Annotated in this window: 18 protein-coding genes; 10 read left to right on the top strand and 8 right to left on the bottom strand. The window is 74.8% G+C overall.

Features of this window, described 5'->3' with window-relative positions:
* Nucleotides 1-720: 720 nt before the first annotated feature.
* Nucleotides 721-1269, bottom strand: coding sequence for a PaaI family thioesterase (locus M1O15_RS17160; protein WP_248634745.1), 549 nt, complete (start codon nt 1267-1269; stop codon nt 721-723).
* A 71-nt stretch (nt 1270-1340) separates the two neighbouring features.
* Complete coding sequence (locus M1O15_RS17155) at nt 1341-3620, bottom strand: FdhF/YdeP family oxidoreductase (RefSeq protein ID WP_248634744.1); 2280 nt, start codon at nt 3618-3620, stop codon at nt 1341-1343.
* A 252-nt stretch (nt 3621-3872) separates the two neighbouring features.
* On the opposite strand from M1O15_RS17155, the gene polA reads away from it, so the two are divergent.
* Entirely contained in the window at nt 3873-6530 is a 2658-nt protein-coding gene (gene polA, locus M1O15_RS17150) for a DNA polymerase I (protein WP_248634755.1), read from the top strand.
* A gap of 93 nt (nt 6531-6623) precedes the next feature.
* On the opposite strand, the gene M1O15_RS17145 is transcribed toward polA, so the two are convergent.
* A complete protein-coding gene (locus M1O15_RS17145; protein WP_248634743.1) occupies nt 6624-7433 on the bottom strand; it encodes a hypothetical protein in 810 nt (269 codons plus the stop codon).
* 155 nt (nt 7434-7588) lie between these two features.
* Between M1O15_RS17145 and M1O15_RS17140 the strand changes: the two genes are divergently transcribed.
* Entirely contained in the window at nt 7589-8125 is a 537-nt protein-coding gene (locus M1O15_RS17140; protein WP_248634742.1) for a GNAT family N-acetyltransferase, read from the top strand.
* A 10-nt stretch (nt 8126-8135) separates the two neighbouring features.
* Here the strand turns inward: M1O15_RS17140 and M1O15_RS17135 are convergent, their stop codons facing one another.
* Nucleotides 8136-8948 carry a DUF4184 family protein gene (locus M1O15_RS17135; protein ID WP_248634741.1) on the bottom strand — a complete coding sequence of 271 codons (813 nt, stop codon included), beginning with the start codon at nt 8946-8948 and terminating at the stop codon, nt 8136-8138.
* A 467-nt stretch (nt 8949-9415) separates the two neighbouring features.
* Here M1O15_RS17135 and M1O15_RS17130 point away from each other — a divergent pair, with 467 nt between their 5' ends.
* Nucleotides 9416-11260, top strand: coding sequence for a lytic transglycosylase domain-containing protein (locus M1O15_RS17130; protein ID WP_248634740.1), 1845 nt, complete (start codon nt 9416-9418; stop codon nt 11258-11260).
* A 54-nt stretch (nt 11261-11314) separates the two neighbouring features.
* Here M1O15_RS17130 and M1O15_RS17125 read toward each other — a convergent pair whose 3' ends face one another.
* Nucleotides 11315-14059 carry an ATP-dependent helicase C-terminal domain-containing protein gene (locus tag M1O15_RS17125; protein ID WP_248634739.1) on the bottom strand — a complete coding sequence of 915 codons (2745 nt, stop codon included), beginning with the start codon at nt 14057-14059 and terminating at the stop codon, nt 11315-11317.
* Nucleotides 14059-14904 carry a class I SAM-dependent methyltransferase gene (locus M1O15_RS17120; RefSeq protein WP_248634738.1) on the bottom strand — a complete coding sequence of 282 codons (846 nt, stop codon included), beginning with the start codon at nt 14902-14904 and terminating at the stop codon, nt 14059-14061. Before M1O15_RS17120 ends, M1O15_RS17125 begins: the two co-directional genes overlap by 1 nt.
* Before the next feature lie 431 nt (nt 14905-15335).
* On the opposite strand from M1O15_RS17120, the gene rpsA reads away from it, so the two are divergent.
* The 3 genes from rpsA (at nt 15336) to coaE (ending at nt 18630) form a co-directional block, all read left to right on the top strand.
* A complete protein-coding gene (gene rpsA, locus M1O15_RS17115) occupies nt 15336-16838 on the top strand; it encodes a 30S ribosomal protein S1 (RefSeq protein WP_248634737.1) in 1503 nt (500 codons plus the stop codon).
* Nucleotides 16839-17084: 246 nt separating this feature from the next.
* Nucleotides 17085-17966 (top strand): PAC2 family protein, encoded by an 882-nt coding sequence (locus M1O15_RS17110; protein ID WP_282576868.1) that lies wholly within the window; start codon nt 17085-17087, stop codon nt 17964-17966.
* Nucleotides 17967-18027: 61 nt separating this feature from the next.
* Nucleotides 18028-18630 carry a dephospho-CoA kinase gene (gene coaE / locus M1O15_RS17105; RefSeq protein WP_248634735.1) on the top strand — a complete coding sequence of 201 codons (603 nt, stop codon included), beginning with the start codon at nt 18028-18030 and terminating at the stop codon, nt 18628-18630.
* Nucleotides 18631-18660: 30 nt separating this feature from the next.
* Here the strand turns inward: coaE and M1O15_RS17100 are convergent, their stop codons facing one another.
* Together M1O15_RS17100 and M1O15_RS17095 are read right to left on the bottom strand one after the other, a co-directional pair.
* On the bottom strand, nt 18661-19059 hold the full coding sequence (locus M1O15_RS17100; RefSeq protein WP_248634734.1) for a tetratricopeptide repeat protein: 399 nt from the start codon (nt 19057-19059) through the stop codon (nt 18661-18663).
* Between the two features lie 73 nt (nt 19060-19132).
* The gene (locus tag M1O15_RS17095; RefSeq protein ID WP_248634733.1) at nt 19133-19420 is read right to left on the bottom strand and encodes a DUF6343 family protein; all 288 of its coding nucleotides are present in this window, start codon (nt 19418-19420) and stop codon (nt 19133-19135) included.
* A 161-nt stretch (nt 19421-19581) separates the two neighbouring features.
* On the opposite strand from M1O15_RS17095, the gene M1O15_RS17090 reads away from it, so the two are divergent.
* The 4 genes from M1O15_RS17090 to M1O15_RS17075 all read left to right on the top strand — a co-directional run bounded on the left by M1O15_RS17090 (nt 19582) and on the right by M1O15_RS17075 (nt 26387).
* Nucleotides 19582-20028: a DoxX family protein gene (locus tag M1O15_RS17090; protein WP_248634732.1), complete on the top strand. Its 447-nt coding sequence runs from the start codon at nt 19582-19584 to the stop codon at nt 20026-20028.
* A gap of 140 nt (nt 20029-20168) precedes the next feature.
* Entirely contained in the window at nt 20169-23183 is a 3015-nt protein-coding gene (locus tag M1O15_RS17085) for an SCO1167/SCO6262 family helicase (protein ID WP_248634731.1), read from the top strand.
* Nucleotides 23184-24159: 976 nt separating this feature from the next.
* Nucleotides 24160-25536, top strand: coding sequence for an SWIM zinc finger family protein (locus M1O15_RS17080; protein WP_248634730.1), 1377 nt, complete (start codon nt 24160-24162; stop codon nt 25534-25536).
* A gap of 59 nt (nt 25537-25595) precedes the next feature.
* Entirely contained in the window at nt 25596-26387 is a 792-nt protein-coding gene (locus tag M1O15_RS17075; protein WP_248634729.1) for a chaplin, read from the top strand.
* Nucleotides 26388-26653: the final 266 nt, after the last annotated feature.

The raw sequence follows: 26653 nt of genomic DNA, 5'->3' as shown, positions 1-26653 counted from the left end.
GTGGGGGGGGGGGGGGGGGGGGGGGGGGGGGGGGGGGGGTGGGGGGGGGGTGGGGGTGCGGGCTCCTGTACGCGCCCGGTGCGGTGCCTCGGGTGCGGCGGCGGTACGCGGCCAGGCCAAGGGGCGTGGGTGCGGTCGCGGGTACGGGGCCAGGGCAAAGGGCGGGTCGGGGCGGCGGTACGGGGCCGGGCGGCGCACGGTGTACGCGGGAGCCGCACGGGTGGGCCCAGCGGGGCCGCGAGCGCCTGCTGTGCGCAGGGACCCGCCCGTGCCCGGGGTCTGGCGGGCCGGGCGGCGCACCGGTGGGGCCGTGCCCGGGCCCCTGGTCGTACCGCTGTCCGGCCCTGATGGTGCCGGTAACTCCGTTCGTACCCGGGGTCCTGATGGGCCCGGGGCCCTGCCATGTCCGCGAGCGCCTGCCGTGCCCAGGGGCTCCGCCCGTACCCGGGGCCCTGGCGCGCCAGGCGGCGCACCGGCGTACGCGGGAGCCGTGCGGATGGCCCTGCCATGTCCGCGAGCGCCTGCCGTGCCCAGGGGCTCCGCCCGTACCCGGGGCCCTGGCGGGCCGGGCGGCGCACCAGCGTGCGCTGACCCGTGCCCGAAGCCCCCGGCTGTGCCGCGATCCGGGCCGGGCTCGGCGTACCTTCCGGCCAAGGGCCGCCCGAAGCGGGACGCCCGCCGGGCCCGGCCGCCCCCGGCGAACCCGCTACGGGGGACCCGTCAGCTGGCGGCGGCGGGGCCGGTGACCGGGACGTGGGCGGCATCCTTGGGGGCCAGGTCGCGCAGCAGGCAGGTCAGCCGGGCGGTGCAGACCCGGCGGTCCTGCTCGTCGGTGATGACGATCTCGTACGTGGCGGTGGAGCGGCCGCGGTGGACGGGCGTGGCGGTGCCGGTGACCAGGCCGTCGCGGGCGCCCCGGTGGTGGGTGCAGTTGAGGTCCACGCCGACGGCGATCTTGGCGGGGCCGCCGTGCAGCATGGAGCCGACCGAGCCCAGGGTCTCGGCCAGGACCGCGGAGGCGCCGCCGTGCAGCAGCCCGTACGGCTGGGTGTTGCCCTTGACGGGCATGGTGCCGACCACGCGCTCGGCGGAGGCCTCCAGGATCTCCACGCCCATCCGGGTGCCGAGGTCGCCCGCCGAGAACAGCGCGGCCAGGTCGACGCCGAGGGCGGCGTACTCGTCCAGCACCGCTTGCGGGAACAGCGGCGAGGAGGAGGAAGAGGGGGAAGAGGAGGAGTGGGGGGATGCCACCTGTGTCTGCTCGCCCATGGGCCCGGCTCCGTTCGTCGTCGTACGGATCGTGTGCGGTCGTCTTCGGCCGCTCCCGCCTGAGCGAACGCTTAGGCGGGAGCCGATTGTTCCAGACGGACGATGACGGACTTGCTGGCGGGGGTGTTGCTGACGTCGGCGGTGGAGTCCAGCGGCACCAGGACGTTGGTCTCCGGGTAGTACGCGGCGGCGCAGCCCCGGGCCGTCGGGTAGTGGACGACCCGGAAGCCGGGGGCGCGGCGCTCGGTGCCGTCGGTCCACTCGCCGACCAGGTCGGCGCGGTCCCCGTCGGCGAAGCCGAGGGCGCGGGCGTCCTCGGGGTGGACCAGGACGACCCGGCGGCCGCCCTTGATGCCGCGGTAGCGGTCGTCCAGGCCGTAGATCGTGGTGTTGTACTGGTCGTGCGAGCGCAGCGTCTGCAGCAGCAGCCGGCCCTCGGGCACCTGCGGGTACTCCACCGGGGCGGCGGTGAAGTTGGCCTTTCCGGTACGGGTGGGGAAGCGGCGCTCGTCGCGCGGGGCGTGCGGCAGGGCGAAGCCGCCGGGGCGGGCGATCCGCTCGTTGAAGTCCTCGAAGCCGGGGATCACCCGGGCGATCCGGTCGCGGATCGTGCCGTAGTCCCGCTCGAACTCCTCCCACGGTGTCGCGGAGGCCTCCCCGAGCACGGCCCGGGCCAGCCGGGCCACGATGGCTGGCTCCGAGAGCAGCTTCGGCCCGGCCGGGCGCAGATTGCCCCGGGAGGCGTGCACCAGGCCCATGGAGTCCTCGACGGTGACGAACTGCTTCCCGCCCGCCTGGACGTCCTTGTCGGTGCGGCCCAGGGTGGGCAGGATCAGCGCGCGGGCGCCGGTGACGACGTGCGAGCGGTTGAGCTTGGTGGAGACGTGCACGGTCAGCCGGGCGCGCCGGATCGCCGCCTCGGTGACCTCGGTGTCGGGGGAGGCGGCGACGAAGTTGCCGCCCATGGCGAGGAAGACCTTGGCCTCGCCGTCCCGCAGCGCCTGGATGGCGCGCACGGTGTCATAACCGTGGTGGCGGGGGCTGGTGATCTTGAACTCGCGGTCCAGGGCGTCCAGGAATGCGGGCGCGGGCCGCTCGAAGATCCCCATGGTGCGGTCGCCCTGCACGTTGGAGTGGCCGCGCACCGGGCAGACCCCGGCGCCGGGGCGGCCGATGGCGCCGCGCAGCAGCAGCAGGTTGACCACCTCGCGGATGGTGGCGACGGCGTGCTTGTGCTGGGTCAGGCCCATCGCCCAGCACACGATGGTGCGCTCCGAGGCGAGGATCATCGCCAGCGCCTGCTCGATGGAGGCGCGGTCGAGCCCGGTGGCGGCCAGCGTCTCGTCCCAGTCGGCGGCCTTCGCGGCGGCGGCCAGCTCCTCGTACCCGTGGGTGTGCTCGGCGACGAACTCCTCGTCCACCGCGCCCTCGGTCTCGATGACCAGCTTGTTGAGCAGGCGGAAGAGGGCCTGGTCGCCGCCGATGCGGATCTGGAGGAACAGGTCGGTGAGCGAGGTGCCCTGGAGCATCCCGCGAGCGGTCTGCGGGTTCTTGAACTTCTCCAGCCCGGCTTCGGGCAGCGGGTTGACCGAGATGATCCTCGCCCCGGCCGCCTTGGCCTTCTCCAGCGCGGAGAGCATCCGGGGGTGGTTGGTGCCCGGGTTCTGTCCGGCGACGATGATCAGGTCGGCTTGGTGCAGGTCCTCCAGGGAGACGCTGCCCTTGCCGACGCCGATGGTCTCGGTCAGCGCCGAGCCGGAGGACTCATGGCACATGTTGGAGCAGTCGGGCAGGTTGTTGGTGCCGAACTCGCGGGCGAGGAGCTGGAGCAGGAACGCGGCCTCGTTGCTGGTGCGGCCGGAGGTGTAGAAGACGGCCTCGTCGGGGGAGCGGAGGGCGGTCAGCTCCTCGGCGATGATCGCGAAGGCCCGCTCCCAGCTCACCGGCTCGTACCGGTCGGCGCCCTCGGCCGCGTACACCGGCTCGGTGATCCGGCCCTGCTGGCCCAGCCAGTACCCGCTGCGCCCGGCCAGGTCGGCCAGCGGGTGCGCGGCGAAGAACTCCGGGGTCACCTGGCGCAGGGTGGCCTCCTCGGCGACGGCCTTCGCCCCGTTCTCGCAGAACTCCGCGACATGGCGGTCCTCGCCCTCGGGCCAGGCGCAGCCGGGGCAGTCGAAGCCGTCCTTCTGGTTGACCTTGAGCAGGGTGCGGGCGGTGCGGGCCAGCCCCATCTGCTGCCGGGACATCCGCAGGGTGTGGCCGACGGCGGGCAGCCCGGCCGCGGAGTGCCGGGGCCCGCTGACCTCCGGGGCGTCCTGGACCGGATCCCCGGCGGGCGGCTTGCTGGCCATCGCGCTCCCCCTTGAGCTCGGTGTGCGCGGTGGCTGCGCGCTGCTTGCCCGCTGCCTTCCACCGCTGTCTTCGATAGTGTCACGCGCCACCGACAACGCCTCTCCCGGAGCCCTCCGGCGGGGGCCGGCGAGGCGCCTCGGTCGGGATTGTCAGTGGTCCGTGGCAGGATCGGATCCGTGGCAGAGAAAGCATCGAAGAAGACCGACGACCCGTCGAAGAAGACCGGGGACGCCCGCCCGCGCCTGCTCCTCATGGACGGGCACTCGCTGGCGTACCGGGCGTTCTTCGCGCTGCCCGCGGAGAACTTCACCACCGCGAGCGGGCAGACGACCAACGCCATCTACGGCTTCGCCTCGATGCTGGCCAACACCCTGCGTGACGAGGCGCCCACGCACTTCGCGGTGGCGTTCGACGTCTCCCGCAAGACCTGGCGCTCGGCGGACTTCCCCGAGTACAAGGCGAACCGCTCCTCCACCCCCGACGAGTTCAAGGGCCAGGTCGAGCTGATCGGCGAGCTCCTGGACACGATGAACGCGGTCCGCTTCGCCGTGGACGGGTTCGAGGCCGACGACATCATCGCCACCCTCGCCACCCAGGCCGAGGCGGCCGGGTTCGAGGTGCTGATCGTCACCGGCGACCGGGACTCCTTCCAGCTGGTCTCCGACCACGTCACCGTGCTCTACCCGACCAAGGGCGTCTCCGAGCTGACCCGGTTCACCCCGCAGAAGGTGCAGGAGAAGTACGGACTCACCCCGGCCCAGTACCCGGACTTCGCCGCCCTGCGCGGCGACCCGTCGGACAACCTCCCCGGCATCCCCGGCGTCGGCGAGAAGACCGCCACCAAGTGGATCAACCAGTTCGGCACCTTCGCCGAGCTGGTGGAGCGGGCCGACGAGGTCAAGGGCAAGGTCGGCCAGGCCCTGCGCGACCACCTGGAGTCGGTGAAGATGAACCGCCACCTCACCGAGCTGGTCCGGGACGTCGAGCTGCCCAAGGCCGTCGCCGACCTGGAGCGGGCCGCCTACGACCGGACGGCCCTCAAGGGCTTCCTGGAGGTCCTGGAGATCCGCAACCCCAGCCTGCGGGACCGGCTGCTCGCCGTGGACCCGGGCGCCGAGGCCGAGGAGGCCCCGGCCCCGGCCGCCGGGATCGAGCTGGACGGCGCGGTGCTGCACTCCGGGGAGCTCGCGTCCTGGCTGGAGCGGTACGGCGACCAGCCGCTCGGCATGGCCACCGTCGCCGCCTGGGCCCTGGGCAGCGGCAGCGTCAGCGAGGTCGCGCTCGCCGCGGCCGGCGGCGAGGCCGCCTGGTTCGACACCACCCAGCTCGACGAGGCCGACGAGCGGGCCTTCGCCGGCTGGCTCGCCGACCCGGCCCGCCCCAAGGTGCTGCACAACGCCAAGGACGCGCTGCGGGTCTTCCCCGAGCACGGCTGGGACATCCAGGGCATCACCATGGACACCGCGCTCGCCGCCTACCTGGTCAAGCCGGGCCGCCGCTCCTTCGCCCTGGACGCCCTGTCCGTGGAGTACCTGCACCGCGAGCTCGCCCCGGCCGCCGCCGACGGCCAGCTCGCCTTCGGCACCGAGGACGAGCAGGCCGAGGCGGACGCCCTGATGTCCCAGGCCCGCGCGGTCCTCGACCTCGGCGAGGCCTTCGGCGGCCGGCTCACCGAGGTCGGCGCCACCGAGCTGCTGCACGACGTGGAGCTGCCCACCTCACTGCTGCTGGCCCGGATGGAGCGGCACGGCATCCGCGCCGACCGGGCCCATCTGGAGGCCATGGAGCAGCAGTTCGCCGGCGCGGTGCAGCAGGCCGTGAAGGAGGCGCACGCCTCGGTGGGCCACGAGTTCAACCTCGGCTCGCCCAAGCAGCTCCAGGAGGTCCTCTTCGGCGAGCTGAACCTCCCCAAGACCAAGAAGACCAAGACCGGCTACACCACCGACGCCGACGCGCTGGCCTGGCTGGCCGCCCAGACCGAGCACGAGCTGCCGGTCATCATGCTCCGCCACCGCGAGCAGGCCCGGCTGCGCTCCACCGTCGAGGGGCTGATCAAGACGATCGCCGCCGACGGGCGCATCCACACCACCTTCAGCCAGACCGTCGCCGCCACCGGCCGGCTCTCCTCCACCGACCCCAACCTGCAGAACGTCCCGGTCCGCACCGACGAGGGCCGCGCCATCCGGCACGGCTTCGTCGTCGGCGAGGGGTACGAGGCCCTGATGACGGCCGACTACAGCCAGATCGAGCTGCGGGTGATGGCCCACCTCTCCGAGGACGAGGGCCTGATCGAGGCGTTCACCTCCGGCGAGGACCTGCACACCACGGTCGCCTCCCAGGTCTTCTCGGTGCCCGGCTCGGCGGTCGACGCCGAGATGCGCCGCAAGATCAAGGCCATGTCCTACGGCCTGGCGTACGGGCTCTCCGCCTTCGGCCTCTCCCAGCAGCTGTCCATCGAGGCGGGCGAGGCCCGCGCCCTGATGGACACCTACTTCGAGCGGTTCGGCGGCGTCCGCGACTATCTGCACCGGGTCGTCGAGGAGGCCCGCGCCACCGGGTACACCGAGACCATGCTCGGCCGCCGCCGCTACCTCCCGGACCTCAACAGCGACAACCGCCAGCGCCGCGAGGCCGCCGAGCGGATGGCGCTCAACGCCCCCATCCAGGGCACCGCCGCCGACATCGTCAAGGTCGCCATGCTCCGCGTCGACCGGGCGCTCACCGAGGCCGGACTCACCTCCCGGATGCTGCTCCAGGTCCACGACGAGATCGTGCTGGAGCTGGCCGCCGGCGAGCGGGAGCGGGTCGAGGAGATCGTCCGCCGCGAGATGTCCGGCGCGGTCCATCTGCGCGCCCCGCTGGACGTCTCGGTCGGCGTCGGCCCGGACTGGGAGTCCGCCGCGCACTGACGGGGCCGCACCGACGGGCCCGACGGGGCCGCATCGGCGGGCAGTGCCGTCAGGGCCGCACCGTGGGGCCGCACCGGTAGCGCCCCGGTCGGCTCAGAGGTCCAGCACCGGCCGGAGGGAGAGGCCGTCCCCGACGTCCTCCCCCTCCGGACCGCGGACGAACTCCGCCATCGCGGCGTTGCGATGGGCGGTGGCCAGCGGCAACCAGCCCAGCAGGGCGCCGTAGCCGCCGCACACCGACTCGCCCCCGTCACCGCCGTGGACGGAGCCGGGATCGGTGCTCAGCTCGGCGCGGTAGGTGTCATAGGCGATCCGCAGCCCGAAGGCGTTCAGCCCCTGGTGCGGGCCGGAGGGGTCGCCACAGGGGTCGCGGTCCAGCGGGCAGTCGTCGCCCCACCGGAACAGCGTGCCCGCCCCCGCCCCGCAGCCGTGCTCCCACTCGTCGGCGCTCGGCAGCCGCAGCCCCTCCACCGCGAGGGCGCCCGGCAGCTCGGCGAGCGAGTCGGCGACCCGGTCCTCGACGCCCTCGTCCTCCACCGCCATCAGCACCGCCGGCAGCACCGCCGTACGGGCCGGGCTGAGCTCCAGCGCCAGATGGGCCCGCAGATCGGGCCCACGGCCGTACCCCTGCTCCGCACTCCGCGCGTAGTCCGCTTCCTGCCCGGGGGCGGACGTCCAGCGGTCCGGGTCGAATCCCAGCGACACCGGCCCACCGGGCACCAGCGCGAACCGCCGCCCGCCCCGTTCGACGCACACCCGGTGCAGCGGACCGCCCAGCTGCTCCACGGTCTCGACGGCGACGACCCGGCCGTCCACCAGGTCGGCGGCCTCCCGGGCCAGACGGTGCGCGGCGGAGGCGTCGAAGGACCGCCAGCGGGCGAGGGTGAGATCGGCGAGTGACATGGCCGCAGTCTCCCAGCCGGGTCTGACACCGCCGCCCGGAAGCACCCGCCGCCCCGCGAGCACCCGCCGGACGCGGGAAACTTCCGGACCGGGGCGGGCAACGCCCCGGGAAACCCCGTTGCCCCGGCCGGGGGCCCGCACTACCGTCGCCGCCTGTGACCACCCCCGCCCTGCACTCCGCGCGCCTGACCCTGGAGCCCTATGTCCCGGGCGACGAGGAGGACTTCGTCGCCCTGTTCCAGGACGAGCGGGTCTCCCGGTGGATGGGCGACGGCCCCTCCCCGGAGGCCGAGGACCGCGCGCTGTTCTGGCGGGTCTTCGGCGTCTACGACCGGGGCCTGTTCGATGTGTGGGCCGTCCGGCTCGGCGGCCGCTATGTCGGCCACGCCGAGATCAAGCGGACCGACGAGGTGCGGGGCCACGAGATCATCTACGCCCTCGCCCCCGACGTCTGGGGCGCCGGCCTTGGCCGGGAGCTCGCCGAGACGATCATCGGCTACGGTTTCGGCACCCTGCGGCTGGGCGAGGTGCACGCCACCGTGGCCGAGGCCAACACCGCCTCGGTCACCCTGCTCGGCCGGCTCGGCTTCGTCCACGTCCGGGACATCGCCGAGGACGACGGCACCACCACCCTCGTCCTGACCCGCACCCTGGCCGGAACCGAGGCCACCCCGGTGCCCTCGGCCGGCTGAGGGGGCCGGACTAGGGCGCGTCCAGCCGGCGCCCGCCGCGCAGCCGCATCAGCGTCCCGTACAGCACCACCCCCACCGCCAGCCCCGCGCCCGCGCCGAAGCAGGCGGTGGGCACGACGTCCAGCGGGGTCTCGATCCGGCCGCCCTCGTACGCGTACCAGCGCAGGCACCGGTGGACCGTCCCCGCCACCGCGCAGCCGGCCAGCAGCCCCACCCCCAGCAACCGTTCACGCCGGTCCAGCCCCGGCAGCGGCGGGGGACCGGACGGCGGGCGGCGCAGCGCCCGGGCCAGGAACCAGCCCAGCAGGACCAGCGCCACCGCCGAACTGCCGTACTGGGCGTAGGTGTACAGCGGGAAGCCCGCCACCCGCTCGTCCAGGACGGGCAGTACCCGGGTGCCCCAGCGGCCGGGATGGGTGAACAGGTCCCAGCCCACATGGGTGGTCGCCCCGATGACCGCCGACGCGTAGAACCAGCAGGCCAGCGCCGCCGGATGGCGCTCCCGCCAGGGCCGCCCACGGACCAGGCCGTGCACGGGCCCCCGCACCCGGGCCGGAAGCAGGGCGAGCAGGGGCTCCCGTACCAGCAGCCACACCCCCACCAGCGCGGCCGTGATGAGGACATCGACGGTGAACACCCCCGCCCAGCCGTGGGTGACCTCGCCGAGGAACATCGCGTCCGGGGTCACCGAGGCCGCGAAGTACACCGTGTCCGGGGCGAACGTGCCCATCACCAGCGCCGAGGCGACCAACGGGCCGCGCGCCTCCCCGGTGCGGCGCAGCCCCGGCAGCGCCGCGGCGGCATGGCTCAACGTGAACGGCATGGCAGTCCCCCCGAATTCCAGGCCGCGGAGTTCCAGGCCTCGCAGTTCCGGGCCGCACGGGCCGGGCCCGTCCGGCCGGTGTACGCGGCGGGTCCGGCCCCCGCACCGGGGCGCGGTCATCGTCCCGGTGGCGCGGCGGTGATCGTCGGCGCCCAGTATGCGCGAGGCCGCGCCCGACCCGGCCGGCCGGGCACCGTCCCGCCACCGACCGGGACCGCCCGCCAGCGGCCGTACCGGAGCGGGGCGTTCCGCCGCTTTCCGGACGTTCCGGCGGCTCCCGGGCGGCTTGACGGCGGCCCGAAGGCATCGCCCCGGTGGTGAAAGCGTGAAAGGCGGCCGAGCAGCGCTGTGCCGGGGTGGCGAGTTGACATAGGGTCCCCTGGGTCGACGTGCTCGGGGCAGTGGAACCGCTGGGTCACCAGAGCCGTCTGAGGCGCAGGGATCGTCACTGGGGAGGGACCGGACGTATGGCAGGACACATCGGCCGACGACTGCGCAAGGGGGCCACCAGCACAGCGGTGGCGGCGGCCGCGGTGGCCGCGCTCTCCGCCTCGCAGGCGCCGGGCGTCACCCCGCTGGTCGGCGGGGCGACCGAGCAGCCGCCCACCGGCGCCGGGGCCTCGGCACCGTCCGGCGACGCCCACGGCGGCTCGGCCACCGGCGACTCCCCGTACTTCACGGACCTGCCGCCGCTCGACACCCCGGTCAAGCCCGGCACTCCGGTGCCGCCCGTCGGCACGCCCGTGGTCACCGGACCGGCCGAGGCGGGCATCCCGGCGACCGTGCTGGCCGCCTACCGCCAGGCCGAGGAGTACCTGAAGAGCACCGACCCCGGTTGCAACCTGCCCTGGCAACTCCTCGCCGGCATCGGCAAGGTGGAGTCCGGCCAGGCGCGCGGCGGCCAGGTCGGCGCCGACGGCACCACGCTCACCCCGATCCTCGGCCCCGCCCTCAACGGCGTCGGCTTCGCCCGGATCACCGACACCGACAAGGGCGCCTACGACGAGGACGCGGTGCACGACCGCGCCGTCGGCCCGATGCAGTTCATCCCGTCCACCTGGGAGACCTGGGGCCGCGACGGCAATGGCGACGGCCGCAAGGACCCCAACAACATCTACGACGCCGCCCGCGCCGCCGGACTGTATCTGTGCGCCAACGACCGGGACCTCGCGCTCAAGCGGGATCTGGACAAGGCGATCCTCAGCTACAACCGCTCCACCGAGTACCTCAGCACCGTCCTGACCTGGTTCGGGTTCTACCGCGACGGCAGCCACCAGGTCCCCGACGGCACCGGCGTGCTGCCCGTGGACCGCAGCGACGAGCGCTCCGGTACGGGTACGGGGACGGGCTCCGGTACGGGCAGCAGCCCCGTCGTCATCCCGGTCCGCCCCACGCCCACCCCGTCCCCGTCCACCCCGACGGTCCCGCAGAAGCCCGGTTCGCAGACCAAGCCGCCGGCTCCGCCCACTCCGGCCCCGACGGTCCCGCCGAAGCCCAAGCCGGACCCCAAGCCCGAGCCGCCGACGCCCCCCGGCCCCACCCCGCCGGCCACCAAGCCGCCGACCCCGCGCCCGGTGCCGAATCCGGCCGAGCGGGTCAGCCGCCTCAAGGACGCCACCGCGGGGACCCTCACCGCGACGGCGGGCACCCGGTTCGAGGTGCGGCCCGCCGCCACCGCGGTGGACGCCCAGGGCAAGCCGGTGGCCCGGGTCAGCGTGCGCTTCACCATCGTCGGCAGCACCGACAGCGTCTTCCCGGACGGCACGTCCAAGGCCACCGTGCTCACCGGCGCCAACGGCACCGCCACCGCGCCGCAGCTCCAGGCGGGCGACAAGGACGGGAAGTTCACCGTGCGGGCCACCGTGGTCGGCCGCCAGGTCCCGGCCCTGGACCGCCAGGCCACCGTCACCGCCCGCAAGGCCGACGCCCTGGTGCGCACCGGCGAGGGTGAGCTGACCGCCAAGCCCGAGGGCGAGTTCACCACCCCGGTCACCGTGAAGGCCACCCACCGGGGCACCGCCCTGGGCGGGGTCCCGCTGACCGCCGCCGTGCTCACCGCCGCCGAGGCCACCGAGGCCGGGGGAGCCGGGGACGCCACCGAGGGGGCCGAGGGCGGTGAGGCGGCCGCCAAGGGGCCGTACTTCACCGACGCGGCCGGGAAGCCGATCCGTACCCTCACCGGGCTGAAGACCGGCAAGGACGGCACCCTCACCCTGCCCGCGCTCCGGGCGGACGGCGAGAGCGGCACCTTCCGGCTCCGGCTCACCGCCGAGGGCGGCGCCACCCTCACCCTGGAGCTCAAGGTCGGCTGAGCCCGATCCCGGGCCCACCGTGAGCAGCCCGCCCCTGATCCCGCCCCGCGCGGGTCAGGGGCGGCGGCGTGCCGTGGTGTGCCGGGTGGGCTCCGCGGTCGACGGGTCCTCGGGCCACGGATGCCTGGGGTAGCGGCCGCGCAGATCGGATCGGACCGCCCGGTACCCCTCCCGCCAGAACGAGGCCAGGTCAGCGGTGACCGCCGTGGGCCGCCCGGCCGGCGACAGCAGGTGCACCAGCACCGGCACCCCCGCCACCGTCGGCGTCTCGGCCCACCCGAACAGCTCCTGGAGCTTCACCGCCAGCACCGGCTGCTCACCGCCGTACGCCAGCCGCACCCGCGAACCGCTTGGCACCGTCAGCCGCTCCGGAGCCAGCTCGTCCAGCCGGGCCGCCTCCCCGGAGGACCAGGGCAGCAGCCGGTTCAACGCCTGCCCCGCGTCCAGTCGCGCCAGGTCCGCCCGCCGCCGCGCCCGCGACAGCTCGGGCTCCAGCCACTCCCCGGCACGCTCCAGCAACGCCGCGTCCGACACCTCCGGCCAGCCCCCGCCCCGCACCCGGTGCAGAAACGCCACCCGCTCGCGCAGCCCCTCCGCCTCCCGGGACCAGCGCAGCAGCCCCAGCCCCTCCCGCCGCAGACCCTCCAGCAGCGCCGCTCGTACGAGGACGGGGTCCGGGTCGCGCAGCGGGCGCGCGGCGGTCTCCACGGCGCCCAGCCGCTCCACCGACCGGGCCACCACCTCGCCGTCCTCCCACCGCACCTCCTCACCCGCCGACAGCAGATGCCCGGCGGCCTCCCGCGCGGTCTCCTCGTCCACCACGGCCGCCAACCGCACCCGGGCCGAGGCCGAGTGTGCGGGGCGGTCGGCCACCGCCACCGCCAGCCACTCGGCCACCCCCAGCCGGGAGCCCTCCGCCAGCCGCGCCCCGGTCCCGGACGCCATCAGATACGCGTCACCGCCGCGGGCCCGCGCCACCCGCTCGGGAAACGCCAGCGCGGTCACCAGCCCCACCACCGCGTCCTCGCCCCTCCCGCTCGCCGACGAGCCCGGCCCGTCTCCCCGACCGTTTCCCCACCCGTCTCCCGACCGGTTCTCCGAGCCGTTTCCCGACCGGCCGTTTCCCGGCCCGTCTCCCCACCCGTCTCCCGACCGGTTTCCCGAGCCGTTTCCCAACCGGTGTCCCAAACCGTTTCCCGACCGGTTTCCCAGGCCGTTTCCCGAGCTGTTTCCCGGACCGCGCCCGGCACCCTGCCCCGGAAGCTGCCGCTCCAGCCGCCGGGCCTCCTCCCGCCAGCGCGCCGCGTAGCCGTCGCCGCCGTACCGCGCGGCCCGCCAGACCGCGGCCAGATCGTCGCCGTAGGCCCGCGGCGGCTCCTCGCTCAGCAGCGCCACCACCTCGGCGGCCCGCCGCGCGCCCACCCGCTCCGCGCCGTCCAGCAGCGCCCGGCCCAGCCGGGGGTGCAGCCCCAGCCGGACCAGCCGCTCGCCGCGCTCCACCACCCGGCCGGCACCGTCCACCGCGCCGACCGCCGCCAGCACCGAACGGGCCGCCGCCATCGCCCCGGCCGGCGGGGGATCCGGCAGCGCCAGCGCCTTGGCCTCCGGATCGCCCCAGGCCGCCGCCCGCAACGCGAACCCGGCCAGATCGGCCACCTGGATCTCCGGTGACGGGAAGCGCTGCCGGGTGGCGTCCTCCGCCTCGGCCCAGCAGCGGTACACCACCCCCGGCGCCTCCCGCCCGGCGCGGCCCGCGCGCTGCCGGGCGGCCGCCTGGGAGGCCCGTACCGTCGTCAGCGAACCCAGCCCCCGGGCGTGGTCCACCCGGGGCTCGCGGGCCAGCCCCGAGTCCACCACCACCCGCACCCCGGGCACCGTCAGGGAGGACTCGGCCACCGAGGTCGCCAGCACCACCCGCCGCCGTACGCCGGGGGAGAGCACCGCCTCCTGCACCGCCGCCGGGGCCCGGCCGTGCACCTGGAGCACCTCCGCCCCGGCCTCCGCCAGCAGCCCGGCCACCCGGGCGATCTCCCCCGTACCGGGGAGGAAGCAGAGCACGTCCCCGGCGCACTCGGCCAGCGCCCGCCGCACCACCGCCGCCACATGCGCCAGCAGCGCCGGATCCACCCAGGTGCCCCGGGCCGGCCGCACCGCTCCCGGCGGTGGCACCCAGCGCACCTCGACCGGATGGCCCGGATCCGCCGACTCCACCACCGGCGCGCCGCCCAGCAGCCGCGCCCAGGCCTCCGCGTCCGTGGTCGCCGAGGCCGCCACCAGCCGCAGCTCCGGCCGCAGCGCCTCCCGCACATCCACCAGGAACGCGGCCGCGGTGTCCGCGTCCAGATGCCGCTCATGGCACTCGTCCAGCACCACCGTGCCCACCCCCGGCAGCTCCTGGTCGCGCTGGAGCCGCTGGAGCAGCACCCCGGTGGTCACCACCTCCACCACCGTCTCCCGGGACACCACCCGCTCCCCGCGGACCGTGAACCCCACCCGGCCGCCGACCCGCTCGCCCAGCAGCCAGGCCATCCGCCGGGCCGCCGCCCGCACCGCCAGCCGCCGAGGCTCCGCCACCAGCACCCGCGCCCCGTCGGCGGCCAGCGCCAGCGGCACCAGGGTGGTCTTGCCGGTGCCCGGCGGCGCGCACAGCACCGCCGCCCCGTGCTCCGCCAGGCCCGCCGCCAGCGCGGGCAGCGCCCCGCGCACCGGCAACCCCAGCGCCTCCGGCCGCAACTCCGCCAGCCGTACGGTCACCCCGTCACCGGCACCCTTGCCGCCGGCGTCCTCGCCGTCGCCCATCAGCCCGCCCGCTCGCAGACGTAGATCGCCGTGCCGGGGATCAGGTTCCCCCGCAGCGGGGACCAGGCGCCCCACTCCTGGCTGTTCCAGGCGGGCCACTCCGGCTCCACCAGGTCCACCAGCCGGAAGCCGCCGGCCACCACATCGCGCACCCGGTCGCCCATGGTGCGGTGGTGCTCGACGTAGACCGCCCGGCCCTCCTCGTCCTGCTCCACATAAGGGGTGCGGTCGAAGTAGGAGGCGGCCACCGACAGCCCCTCGGGCCCGGGCTCGTCGGGAAACGCCCAGCGGAACGGGTGGGTCACCGAGAACACCCACCGCCCGCCGGGCCGCAGCACCCGGCGCACCTCCCGGAAGACCCGCACCGGGTCGGCGACGAAGGGCATCGCCCCGTACGCCGAGCACGCCAGGTCGAAGGAGCCGTCCCGGAACGGCAGCGCCGCGGCGTCCGCCTCCACCAGGGGCACCCCCTTGCCCGGGCCGCCGTCGATGCGCAGCGCGTGCTGGAGCTGGCGGTGCGAGAGGTCGAGGGCGACCGGGCGGGCGCCGCGCGCGGCCAGCCAGCGGGAGCACTGGGCGGCGCCGGCGCCGATCTCCAGCACGTCCCGCCCGGCGACCTCGCCGAGCAGCCCGGCCTCCGCCTCGTCCAGTCCCTCCGGGCCCCAGACGAACCGGTCGTCGCCGAGGAAGGAGCCGTGCTCGCTCTGGTACTCGTCCGCGTTCCGGTCCCACCAGCCGCGGTTGGCCCGGCTGCTCTCCCCGTCCGCGGCCTGGCGCCGGGTGGCCTGCGGCTCGTACCCTTCCAGCGTCGTCCCGTCCTCTTCGATCCGGTCTCGTTCGAGCATGCCGTCCGTCCGTCGTGGAGTCAGTCGTGGAGTCATGGGGCGCGCGCCGTACCGCGGTCGTCCGTACGATCATCGGTACGGTGTACGGCCAGCGTAGGACCGGAAACGGGGCCGAATAACGGGGCCGATCGGGCGGCGGTGGAACCGGCGGGCGGCAAAAGTGCCGGTTATGCGCCTTTCTGCCCCGGGTGTGCGCCTTCGCGCATTGACCCTGTCCGGTCGCCCCCGTATGCTAAAGGTTGCGCTGCGGGCCTGCGCGCCTCAGACGGAGCAGGCCGCGCTCGCATCTGTTGTATGTCCCCTCGGTTGTCGAGGCGCCACCCTGTTCGGGGCGGGCGCTTCCCAGGCTGTCCGGCTTCTACAGGCGCGATACGGGCTCTCGGCGTAGCAGTACCTACGACTTCAATGTCCGTACCGGAGCCCTTTCCCACATGACGAGCAGCACCGAGACCACCGCCACCACCCCGCAGGTTGCGGTCAACGACATCGGTAACGAGGAAGCCTTCCTCGCCGCGATCGACGAGACGATCAAGTACTTCAACGACGGCGACATCGTCGACGGCGTCATCGTGAAGGTCGACCGGGACGAGGTCCTGCTCGACATCGGTTACAAGACCGAAGGTGTCATCCCGAGCCGCGAGCTCTCGATCAAGCACGACGTCGACCCGAACGAGGTCGTCAAGGTCGGCGACGAGATCGAGGCCCTGGTCCTCCAGAAGGAGGACAAGGAAGGCCGCCTGATCCTCTCGAAGAAGCGCGCCCAGTACGAGCGCGCCTGGGGCACCATCGAGAAGATCAAGGAAGAGGACGGCATCGTCACCGGTACCGTCATCGAGGTCGTCAAGGGTGGTCTCATCCTCGACATCGGCCTCCGCGGCTTCCTCCCGGCCTCCCTGGTCGAGATGCGCCGCGTTCGCGACCTCCAGCCGTACGTCGGCAAGGAGCTCGAGGCGAAGATCATCGAGCTGGACAAGAACCGCAACAACGTGGTCCTGTCCCGCCGTGCCTGGCTGGAGCAGACCCAGTCCGAGGTCCGCCAGACGTTCCTCACCACCCTGCAGAAGGGCCAGGTCCGCTCCGGCGTCGTCTCCTCGATCGTCAACTTCGGTGCGTTCGTGGACCTGGGCGGCGTCGACGGCCTGGTGCACGTCTCCGAGCTGTCCTGGAAGCACATCGACCACCCGTCCGAGGTCGTCGAGGTCGGCCAGGAGGTCACCGTCGAGGTTCTCGACGTGGACATGGACCGCGAGCGTGTCTCCCTGTCGCTGAAGGCGACCCAGGAGGACCCGTGGCAGCAGTTCGCCCGGACCCACCAGATCGGTCAGGTCGTCCCGGGTAAGGTCACCAAGCTGGTTCCGTTCGGTGCGTTCGTCCGCGTGGACGAGGGCATCGAGGGCCTGGTCCACATCTCCGAGCTGGCCGAGCGCCACGTGGAGATTCCGGAGCAGGTCGTCCAGGTCAACGACGAGATCTTCGTCAAGGTCATCGACATCGACCTGGAGCGCCGCCGGATCTCGCTCTCCCTCAAGCAGGCGAACGAGTCCTTCGGTGCCGACCCGGCCTCGGTCGAGTTCGACCCGACCCTGTACGGCATGGCCGCGTCCTACGACGACCAGGGCAACTACATCTACCCCGAGGGCTTCGACCCCGAGACCAACGACTGGCTCGAGGGCTACGAGACCCAGCGCGAGGCCTGGGAGACCCAGTACGCCGAGGCGCAGCAGCGCTTCGAGCAGCACCAGGCCCAGGTCATCAAGAGCCGCGAGGCCGACGAGGCCGCCGCTGCCGAGGGTGGCAGCGCCGCTCCGGCCGCCGCGCCCTCCGGTGGCGGTGGCGGTTCGTACTCCTCGGAGTCGGACGACAACTCCGGCGCCCTGGCGTCGGACGAGGCGCTCGCCGCGCTCCGCGAGAAGCTGGCCGGCGGCCAGAGCTGACGCTCTGACCGACCCGCGGTCGACCGCGACCGAGGCCCGCTCCCCGACAGGGGGAGCGGGCCTCGGCCCGTTACGGGCCCGGCGCACCACGGACCGGCGATCACTCCGGCGGTATGAGGACGGCTGGTTCGGGAATGCCCGCGCGGCGGGGCGGTGTTGTCTCTGACGACACGAGGAGGAGTGGTCATCGTGCTGGATCCGCAGGACTTGTACGCATGGGAGCCGAAGGGGCTGGCCGCCGTCGACATGGCGCTGGCCCAGGAGTCGGCAGGTCTGGTCATGCTCTACCACTTCGACGGTTACATCGACGCGGGGGAGACCGGCGAGCAGATCGTCGACACCCTGCTGGACGCGCTGCCCCACCAGGTGGTGGCCCGCTTCGACCACGACCGGCTCGTGGACTACCGGGCGCGCCGCCCGCTGCTCACCTTCCGCCGCGACCGCTGGACGGCGTACGAGACACCCGCGATCGAGCTCCGGCTGGTGCAGGACGCCACCGGGGCGCCCTTCCTGCTGCTGTCCGGCCCCGAGCCGGACGTGGAGTGGGAGCGGTTCGCCGTCGCCGTACGGCAGGTCGTGGAGCGGCTCGGGGTGCGCCTCTCGGTCAACTTCCACGGCATCCCGATGGGCGTCCCGCACACCCGCCCGGTCGGGCTGACCCCGCACGGCAACCGCGTCGACCTCGTCCCCGGCCACCGCAGCCCCTTCGACGAGGCGCAGGTCCCGGGCAGCGCCGAGGCGCTGGTGGAGTACCGGCTGATGGAGGCCGGGCACGACGTCCTCGGGGTCGCCGCGCACGTACCGCACTATGTGGCCCGCTCCTCCTACCCGGACGCCGCCCTCACCGCCATCGAGGCCGTCACCGCCGCCACCGGACTGGTGCTGCCCGGGGTGGCCCACACCCTGCGCACCGAGGCCCAGCGCACCCAGACCGAGATCGAGCGCCAGATCGGCGAGGGCGACGAGGAACTGGTCGCGCTGGTCCGCGGACTGGAGCACCAGTACGACGCGGTCGCCGGCGCCGAGTCCCGGGGCAACCTGGTCGCCGAGCCGGTGGACCTGCCCTCCGCGGACGAACTGGGCCGCGAGTTCGAGCGGTTCCTCGCCGAGCGCGAGGGCGACCTCTGAAAGCCTTCCCGGGCCGGGGCCGGTTCAGCGGCTGCCCGGGGACCGGACTAGGCTTCCGGCCATGCTGAAGGTGGGACTGACCGGCGGTATCGGCGCCGGCAAGAGCGAGGTGTCACGGCTGCTCGTCTCGTACGGAGCGGTCCTGGTGGACGCCGACCTGATCGCCCGGGAGGTCGTGGAGCCCGGCACCCCCGGACTGGCCGCCGTCGTGGCCGAGTTCGGGCCGGAGGTGCTCACCGAAGAGGGCGCGCTCGACCGGCCCAGGCTCGGCGCCGTCGTGTTCGCCGACGCCGACCGGCTGGCCGCGCTCAACGCCATCGTGCACCCGCTGGTACGCGACCGGACCGCCGAACTGGAGGCCGCGGCGGGCCCCGGCGCGGTCGTCGTCAACGATGTGCCACTGCTGGCCGAGAACGGGCTCGCCCCGCTCTACGACCTGGTCATCGTGGTCGACGCCCGGCCGGAGACCCAGCTCGACCGGCTGGTACGGCTGCGTGGGATGACCGAGGAGGACGCCCGCGCCCGGATGGCCGCCCAGGCCGACCGCGGGCAGCGCCTCGCGGTGGCCGACATCGTCATCGACAACGACGGCCCGCGAGAGGCGCTGGAGCCCCAGGTCCGCAAGGTCTGGACGGAGCTCGCCGAGCGCGCCGCCGCCGGCTGAGCCGGTCGGCTCGGGCCGCGTCGGCGCCGGTCAGCCGCCCGCCCCGGCGCCGCCCTCGACAGGCGGCGGCCCGGGGAACCGCGCGGCCCGCAGGTACTCGGGCTTGGGATCCAGCGCCGCCGCCAGCCGGAAGTGGCGTACGGCCTGCTCGGAGCGGCCGGAGCGCTCGAAGGTGCGGGCGAGCGCGAAGTGGGCGTACGCGTTGTCCGGCTCGCGCTCCAGCACCAGCTCGAACTCCAGCTCGGCCGGGCGCAACTGGGCGGCGGCGAAGAACGCGCGGGCCCGCAGCAGCCGGGCGGCGGTGTTCTCGGGATGCGCCGCGATCACCGAGTCGAGCAGCTTGACGGCACCGCGCGGGTCCCGGGCGGCCAGCAGCTGCTCGGCCGCGCGGAAGTCGATGACATGGGTCTCCGGGTCGGTCTCGGGCACGCTCAGGTCCTTCCGCTCGCTGACGGCTGGCAAACGCCGAGTCGAGCCCGGTAATTCCCGTACGGGACCGGGCTCAGCGACCGCCGGGGCGACGGGGCCGCTCCGGCGGCTCGTACGGCGGGATGTCCCGGCCGGGCTGGAATTGGGCGCCCTGGCGCATACGCGCCACCACCACGGCCATGTCCACCAGGGCGAGCAGGGCCAGCACGCCGCAGGCCACCGCCCACCCGGTCTGCCCGAGCAGGACGAAGGCCACCGTGCCGCCGACCGCCCACAGCAGACCCCAGCCGCTCAGCACCAACCGGAAACGCAGCGGACTGCGCGCGGTGCTCGGTTCACTGCCGGTACGTCTCATGGTCATCTTCTCCCAGACGGCCCGGGTACCCCTCCCGGCCTGTCCGAAGACCCTGTTCGCCGGGCGATGAGTTCCGTGCACCGGGCCGGTCAACCCTCCCGTACACCGCGCACAGCACCCATCGCCCTGGGTGTCGCGAGCACCCGCCGCCCGAGGAGGCCGCCGCCATGTCCCGCACCCACCCCGCCAGCCCCACCACTGCCCACCCCGCCACCACCACCGGGCTCTCCCGGCGTGCCGATCTCTCCGTATGGGTCCTCCAGATCCTGCTCGCCCTGTTCATGGCGGTCCCGAGCGCCGGGCCCAAACTCGTCGGCCACTCTTCCGCCACCGCCGCCTTCGACCAGATCGGCCTCGGCGACTGGTTCATGTACTTCGTGGGCGCGCTGGAGCTGGCGGGGGCGATCGGACTGGTCGTGCCGCTGCTGTCCGGTGCGGCCGCGCTGGCGCTGATCGGCCTGATGGCAGGCGCCTTCGCCACCCAGCTCATCGTCTTCGACGGCCGCAACGCCCTCACTCCGGTGATCCTCGCGGTGCTGTTCGCGGTGGTCGCCTGGGCCCGCCGCCACCGCACCGCGGAACTGCTCGCCCTGCTCCGCCACCGGCCCGCCTGATCCTGAGTCCGTCTGCTCCCCCCCCCCCCGCTGGCCAGCGGTTTCCTCCGCCCGATCCGGTGACGAGGGCGATTGTCAGACCCTCGCCGTAAGGTCGGAGACCGACGAAGGATCGACGGTACGGAGGGAGGCGGACGGACATGGTGCCGGGTGGCGGTGACACGGCGCTCGCCGAGGCGGCCGGGGACCGGGCGGGCCCGTCCGTGCCCCCGCTCTCCCGCGCCGCCGTCTTCCTGCCGGCCGCCCTGCCCAGGGAGGGCCGGGTCGCCTTCTGGTCGCCGCCCGACGGCCCCACTGCCCGCCCTGCGGACGCCCCGCCGCCTCCCGCCGCAGGTCCGGGCCACCACTCCGCCCCTCCGCCGGATCCGGTCGCCTGCGACACCATCACCGTGGCCCACCGGGAAGAGGGCGAGGTACGGGGCCGGGCCGTCCCGGCGACCCTGCTCACCGTGGCCGAGGCACTTCCGCTGCTGGTCGCGGCCCGGCACGATCCCACCGCCCACCCCGCCGCGGCCTGCTGGGGGGCGGCCGCCCTGCACGCCCTGCACCTCGCCGCCCGCGGCCGGCTGCTGCCGGGTCTGGCCGAGGGGGACCTCGACGCCTGGCGGGCCGGTCCGCTGGACGCCGACGACATCGCGCATCTGCGGGCCATCGCGGCCGCCATGCCCTACGAGGCCCACGCGGTGCCCGTCGCCGGGCGGCGGCCACTCCATCTGCCGGAGCCCGAGGCCCTGCTCCGGAGCTTCCTGGACGCGGTCGCCGACACCCTGCCGCGCACCCCCGCCGCGGCCCACGCCGCCGGGGCGCCCTTCGCGGCGCAGGCACCCCAGCACCTGCCCCGGGCCCGCGCCTGGGCGGCGGAGGCGGCGGCCGGCATGGACGCGGGGGTGCGGATCTCGCTCCGTATCGACCTGACCGGCTTTGAACTCTTCGACACCGCCGGGGGAGCGGACGACCACCCCGATACCGCGCAGAGCGCCGACGCCACCGGGGACATGGCCGGCGGCAGCCCCGACGACAGCCACGACGGTGGGCCGGGCGGCCGGCGGACGGCCGCCACCGCGCTGCTCCAGGTCCACAGCCTGGCCGACCCCACCCTGGTCACCGACGCGGGCGAGCTGTGGGCGGGGAGCGCCACCGAGCAGTTCGGGCCGCGCGCCCGGATCGACGCGGTGCTCGCGCTGCGCCGCGCCGCCCGGATCTGGCCACCGCTCGCCGCACTGCTGAGCCGGGCGATGCCCGACGCCGTCGCCCTCAGCGAGGACGAGCTGTACGAGCTGCTGGGCCCGGCCGCCGCGCGCCTCGCCGACGCCGGGGTGGCCGTGCACTGGCCCAGGGAGCTGGCCCGCTCGCTCACCGCGACCGCGGTCGTCCGCCCCGCGCCCGGGTCCGCCACCGACGGCACCGCCTTCTTCGACAGCGCCGAACTGCTCCGCTTCAACTGGCAGGTCGCCCTGGACGGCGATCCGCTCACCGAGCGGGAGATGGACGCCCTGGCCGAGGCGCACCGCCCGATCGTGCGGCTGCGCGACCAGTGGGTGGTGGTCGACCCCGGCCTGGTCCGCAAGGCCCGCAAGCGTGAGCTGGGGCTGCTGGAGCCGGTGGACGCGCTGGCCGTGGCGCTCACCGGCACCGCCGAGGTGGACGGTGAGACGGTGGAGGCGGTGCCCACCGGAGCGCTGGCCCGGCTGCGCGACCGGCTCGCCGCGCCCCCCGCCGCCCCCGGCCCCCCGCCACCCGGTCTCGCCGCCGTCCTCCGCGACTACCAGGCGCGCGGCCTGGACTGGCTGGAGCTGATGACCTCGCTGGGGCTCGGCGGCTGCCTCGCCGACGACATGGGACTCGGCAAGACGGTCACCCTGATCGCCCTCCATCTGCGCCGGGCCCGCCCCGAGCCGACCCTGGTGGTCTGCCCCGCCTCACTGCTGGGCAACTGGCAGCGGGAGATCGCCCGGTTCGCCCCCGGTACGGCGGCGCGCCGCTTCCACGGCGCTGGGCGCACCCTGGACGGGGTGGAGGCGGACGGCGGGTTCGTCCTCACCACCTACGGCACCATGCGCTCCAGTGCCGAGACCCTGGCCGCCGTGGACTGGGGCCTGGTGGTGGCCGACGAGGCCCAGCATGTGAAGAACCCGTTCTCCGCCACCGCCAGGGCGCTGCGCACCATCCCCGCCCCGGCCAGGGTCGCCCTCACCGGCACTCCGGTGGAGAACAACCTCTCCGAGCTGTGGGCGCTGCTCGACTGGACCACCCCCGGGCTGCTGGGTCCGCTCAAGGCGTTCCGCTCCCGGCACGCCCGGGCCGTGGAGAACAGCGAGACCCTGCTGAACGAGGAGGCGGTGGAGCGGCTGTCCCGGCTGGTCCGCCCGTTCCTGCTGCGCCGCCGCAAGTCCGACCCGGGCATCGTGCCGGAGCTGCCGCCCAAGACCGAGTCCGACCACCCCGTCGCCCTCACCCGCGAGCAGGCCTCGCTCTACGAGGCGGTGGTACGCGAGACCATGGCCCGCATCGAGGGAGCCGAGGGCATCGCCCGGCGCGGGCTGGTCATGTCGCTGCTGACCTCGCTCAAGCAGATCTGCAACCACCCCGCGCAGTACCTCAAGGAGGAGCGGGCCCGGCTGGCCGGCCGCTCCGGCAAGCTCGCCCTGCTGGACGAGCTGCTGGACACCATCCTGGCCGAGCAGGGCTCCGTGCTGGTCTTCACCCAGTACGTGGCGATGGCCCGGCTCATCACCGCCCATCTGACCGCCCGCGCGGTGCCCTCCCAACTGCTGCACGGCGGCACACCCGTCGCCGAGCGGGAGCGCATGGTGGACCGCTTCCAGGACGGCGAGGTCCCGGTGTTCGTGCTCTCCCTGAAGGCCGCGGGCACCGGGCTCAACCTGACCCGGGCCGGCCATGTCGTCCACTTCGACCGCTGGTGGAACCCGGCCGTCGAGGAGCAGGCAACCGACCGCGCGTACCGCATCGGCCAGACCCAGCCCGTCCAGGTCCACCGGCTGATCGCCGAGGGCACCGTCGAGGACCGCATCGCCGAGATGCTGCGCGCCAAGCGGGCGCTGGCCGACGCGGTGCTGGGCTCCGGAGAGGCCGCGCTCACCGAGCTGACCGACCGCGAGCTGGCCGACCTCGTCTCCCTACGGAGGCAGCGATGACCACGCGTCCCCTGCCGGGCCATACGGCTGCCCGTCCCGCCTGGTGCGGATGCCCTGTGCCGGCCCGGCTCCCTATATCCGCCCGTCCCGTCCGGTGCGGGTGCGGATGCTGGCACCGTGTGCCGGCCGGCCTCCGTACCGCTACCCCTCCCGTGCGGTGCGGGTGGCGGGGCTGTGTGCCGGCTCGACCTCGTGCCGCCGCCCGGCCCGCCTGGTGCGGATGCCCTGTGCCGGCCGGCCTCCGTACCGCTACCCCTCCCGTGCGGTGCGGGTGGCGGGGCTGTGTGCCAGCTCGACCTCGTGCCGCCGTCCGGCCCGGCCTCTGCGGGTGGCGTGTGGCCGTCCGGTCCGGCCCCTGCGGGTGCCCTGTGCCGGCCCGGCTCCGTATCGCCGCCCGTCCCGTCCGGTGGCGGGGCTGTGTGCCAGCTCGACCTCGTGCCGCCGCCCGGCCCGGCCCCTGCGGGTGGCGTGTGGCCGTCCGGTCCCGCCCGCCGGCCCTCCCCCGGGAGCGAGGCCGGGGCCTGCCCTTGCGGGGCCCGGGGTCGCCCCTACCCACCGGAGCCCTGAGCCGTGACCGGGCTGCCAACGGCCGGGCCGGGCATGCCGGCGTCCCCCGCCCGGGCCGGACCATGCCCGTGCCGGTGCCCATGGCCATGTCTGTGGCCGTGGCCCCGGGAGACCGCCGTCGGGTCGCCGAGGCACGCCTGTTGTGGCCGCATCGGACGGGCGCGGTGTCCCACCCCTCGGGGCCGCACCGGCACGTCGCCGCGTCTGGCCTCCGGCTGCCGCACCGGGTGGTCGCGGTGTCCGGCCTCCGGCTGCCGCACCGGAACGTCGTGTCCCGCCCCTCGCTGCCGCACCGGACTTTCGTGGTGTCCGGCACCCCGCTGCCGGGCTGGACGGTCGGGGCGGCACGTCCGGCGTACCCGGTCGGCGGCAGCCGGTCAGGGCCGATCCGGCGCGCGCGGGGGCGGCGATGAGTCCGGTCCGCCCTCGTGGCGGGGGCCGGGCGGGTGCGGCGGCGGCCCGGCGGGTCCCGCTGCACGACGACCACCGCCGTACCTTCCCTCAGCTCGCCCCCGTGCAGGACCAGGAGGGCCGGTTCGCCGGCACCTGGTGGGGCAACGCCTGGGTGGAGGCGCTGGAGGACAGCGCGCTGGACCCCGCGCGGCTCGCCCGGGGGCGCGCCTACGCGACCCGGGGGCATGTGGACGCCATCACGGTCACCCCGGGCCGGGTCACCGCCTATGTGCACGGCACCCGGCCGCGCCCGTACCGCGCGGACATCCGGCTGAGGGTGCTCGGCGACGAGGACTGGGAGCGTTTCCTGGAGTCCGCCGCGGCCCGCCCGGACCATATCGCCGCCCTGCTGGACAAGGACGTGCCGCACGCCCTCGCCGCCGCCGTGGACCTGCTGCCCGCACCGCACGAGCTGCTCCCCGACTGCTCCTGCCCCGACAACGGCATGCCCTGCAAGCACGCCGCCGCCCTCTGCTACCAGGTCGCCCGGCTCCTCGACGAGGACCCGTTCACCCTGTTCCTGATGCGCGGCCGCGGCGAGCAGGAGATCCTCGCCGCCCTCGGCCGGCGCAACGCCGCGCACGAGGCCGCCGAGAGCGGTGGCGGGCCGGGGTCATCACTCGCGACGGCGGCGGTGCCGGCGCACGCCGTCCTCGACGCGCCCCCGCCCGCGCCGCTCCCGCCGCCCCTGCCCGTACCGGACCGGCCGGGGCGACCACCGGTCTACCCGGAGGATCCGGATGCCCCGGACGTGCTCGCGCTGGAGCTGCTCGCCACCGAGGCGGCGGTCCGGGCCCATACCTCGCTCGCCACCGGCCGGGACCCGGTGGCCGGGCTCACCGTCTGGCAGGACGCGGTCCGGTTGGCCGCCGCCCATCCGGGTTCCGGTCTGACCGCCGCCACCCGCGCGCTCTACCGCGACCTCGCCGAGGCTCTGGACCGCACCCCCGCCGACCTCGCCCGCGCGGTCGCCGCCTGGCGCCAGGGCGGGTTGCCCGGGCTGGCGGCGCTGGAGGAGGTCTGGGATCCGCCGGCCGGACCCTTCGACCGAGCCCGCCCCGCACTGCTCGCCGCCGGTCTGCCGCCCTTCCGGCCCTGGCGGAACCGCCTTTCCACCGCCTCGGTGCAACTGCGCTACGGGCGGGACGGCCGGTGGTACGGCTACGAGTCCGATTCCGGCCGCGAGGACTGGTGGCCCCGGGGTCTCCCGGCCCCCGACCCGCTCGGCGCCCTCGCCGATCTACTGGAAGCTGATCCACGCCGGTATGACGATCGGAGCGGAACTTCGCTCGATGGGGTGAATGGTGGATGCGACATAACCCGACCTGGGTAGAGGGCGTTATTCCGGTGCGGGCGGATGCCCGTGACAGTCTCCGGAAGGCAGGAAGCCACATGAGGCACACTCGCCGAAACACTCTGGTCACCCTGGCGGCCACGGGTGGCGCGCTCGCCATGGCGGCGGGCTACGCCCACGCCGACTCCGACGCGTCCGGTGTGGCCGCCAACTCGCCGGGCGCCGTCTCCGGCAACGCGGTCCAGCTGCCGGTGGACCTGCCGGTCAGCGTCTGCGGCAACACGATCAACGTGGTCGGTCTGCTCAACCCGGCATTCGGCAACGGCTGCGCCAACAAGGGCGGTGACGGCAACAGCCACAAGGACAAGCCGGGCACCGCGCACGGCAAGCCCGGGACCCAGGGCGGCCAGTCCGGTACCCACAACGGAGGCGGAAACGGTTCGTCCGCCGAGGGCGCCACCACCAACTCGCCCGGCCTGATCTCCGGCAACGGCATCCAGCTGCCGGTGGACCTGCCGGTCAACGTCAGCGGCAACTCGGTCGGCGTCGTCGGCATCCTCAACCCCGTCTTCGGCAACGCGTCGAGCAACGGCGGTGACCGGACCCCGCCCACCCCCACCCCGCAGAAGCCCAAGCCCCCGCAGCACGAGGAAGAGGAGCCCACCACCCCGCCCACGCCCGACGAGGCCGTGCCGGTGCCGCACCCGGCCCCCGAGGCGGACAAGCCGGCGCCGCAGCCGGAGACCGAGACGGCGGCCCAGCCGGAGCTGGCCGAGACCGGCGCCGGTGCCGGACTGCTCGGCGTCGGTGCCCCGGCCGCGCTCGGTCTGGCGCTCGGCGGAGCGGTGCTGTACCGCCGCTTCCGCCCCACCGCCGGCGCCCGCGCCTGAACCGCCCCGATCCGGAGCCCGGCCGGTCCCCCCGCCAGCCGGCCTCCCGATCACCCCTCATCACCTCCTGAACCCGCACCCCCCGAGCCCGCGGCCGCCCCCGAGCCCGCGGATGCTCGCTCCCCCCGGGGCCTCCCCCTCACAGCTGCGGCTGTCGGCCCCCCGGCTACCGCTCCCCGACGCCTTCGACCCCGCCGGTGGGTGCCCTGGCGGGGGCGTGGCCACCCCCCGAGGACCGGCCCCTCGGCCGCCGTGCCCCAGGCCCG

Origin of the sequence: Streptomyces lichenis (assembly GCF_023218175.1) — a bacterium.
In the GTDB taxonomy this organism is placed as follows: domain Bacteria; phylum Actinomycetota; class Actinomycetes; order Streptomycetales; family Streptomycetaceae; genus Streptomyces; species Streptomyces lichenis.
This window is presented reverse-complemented; position numbering and strand designations above follow the sequence as displayed.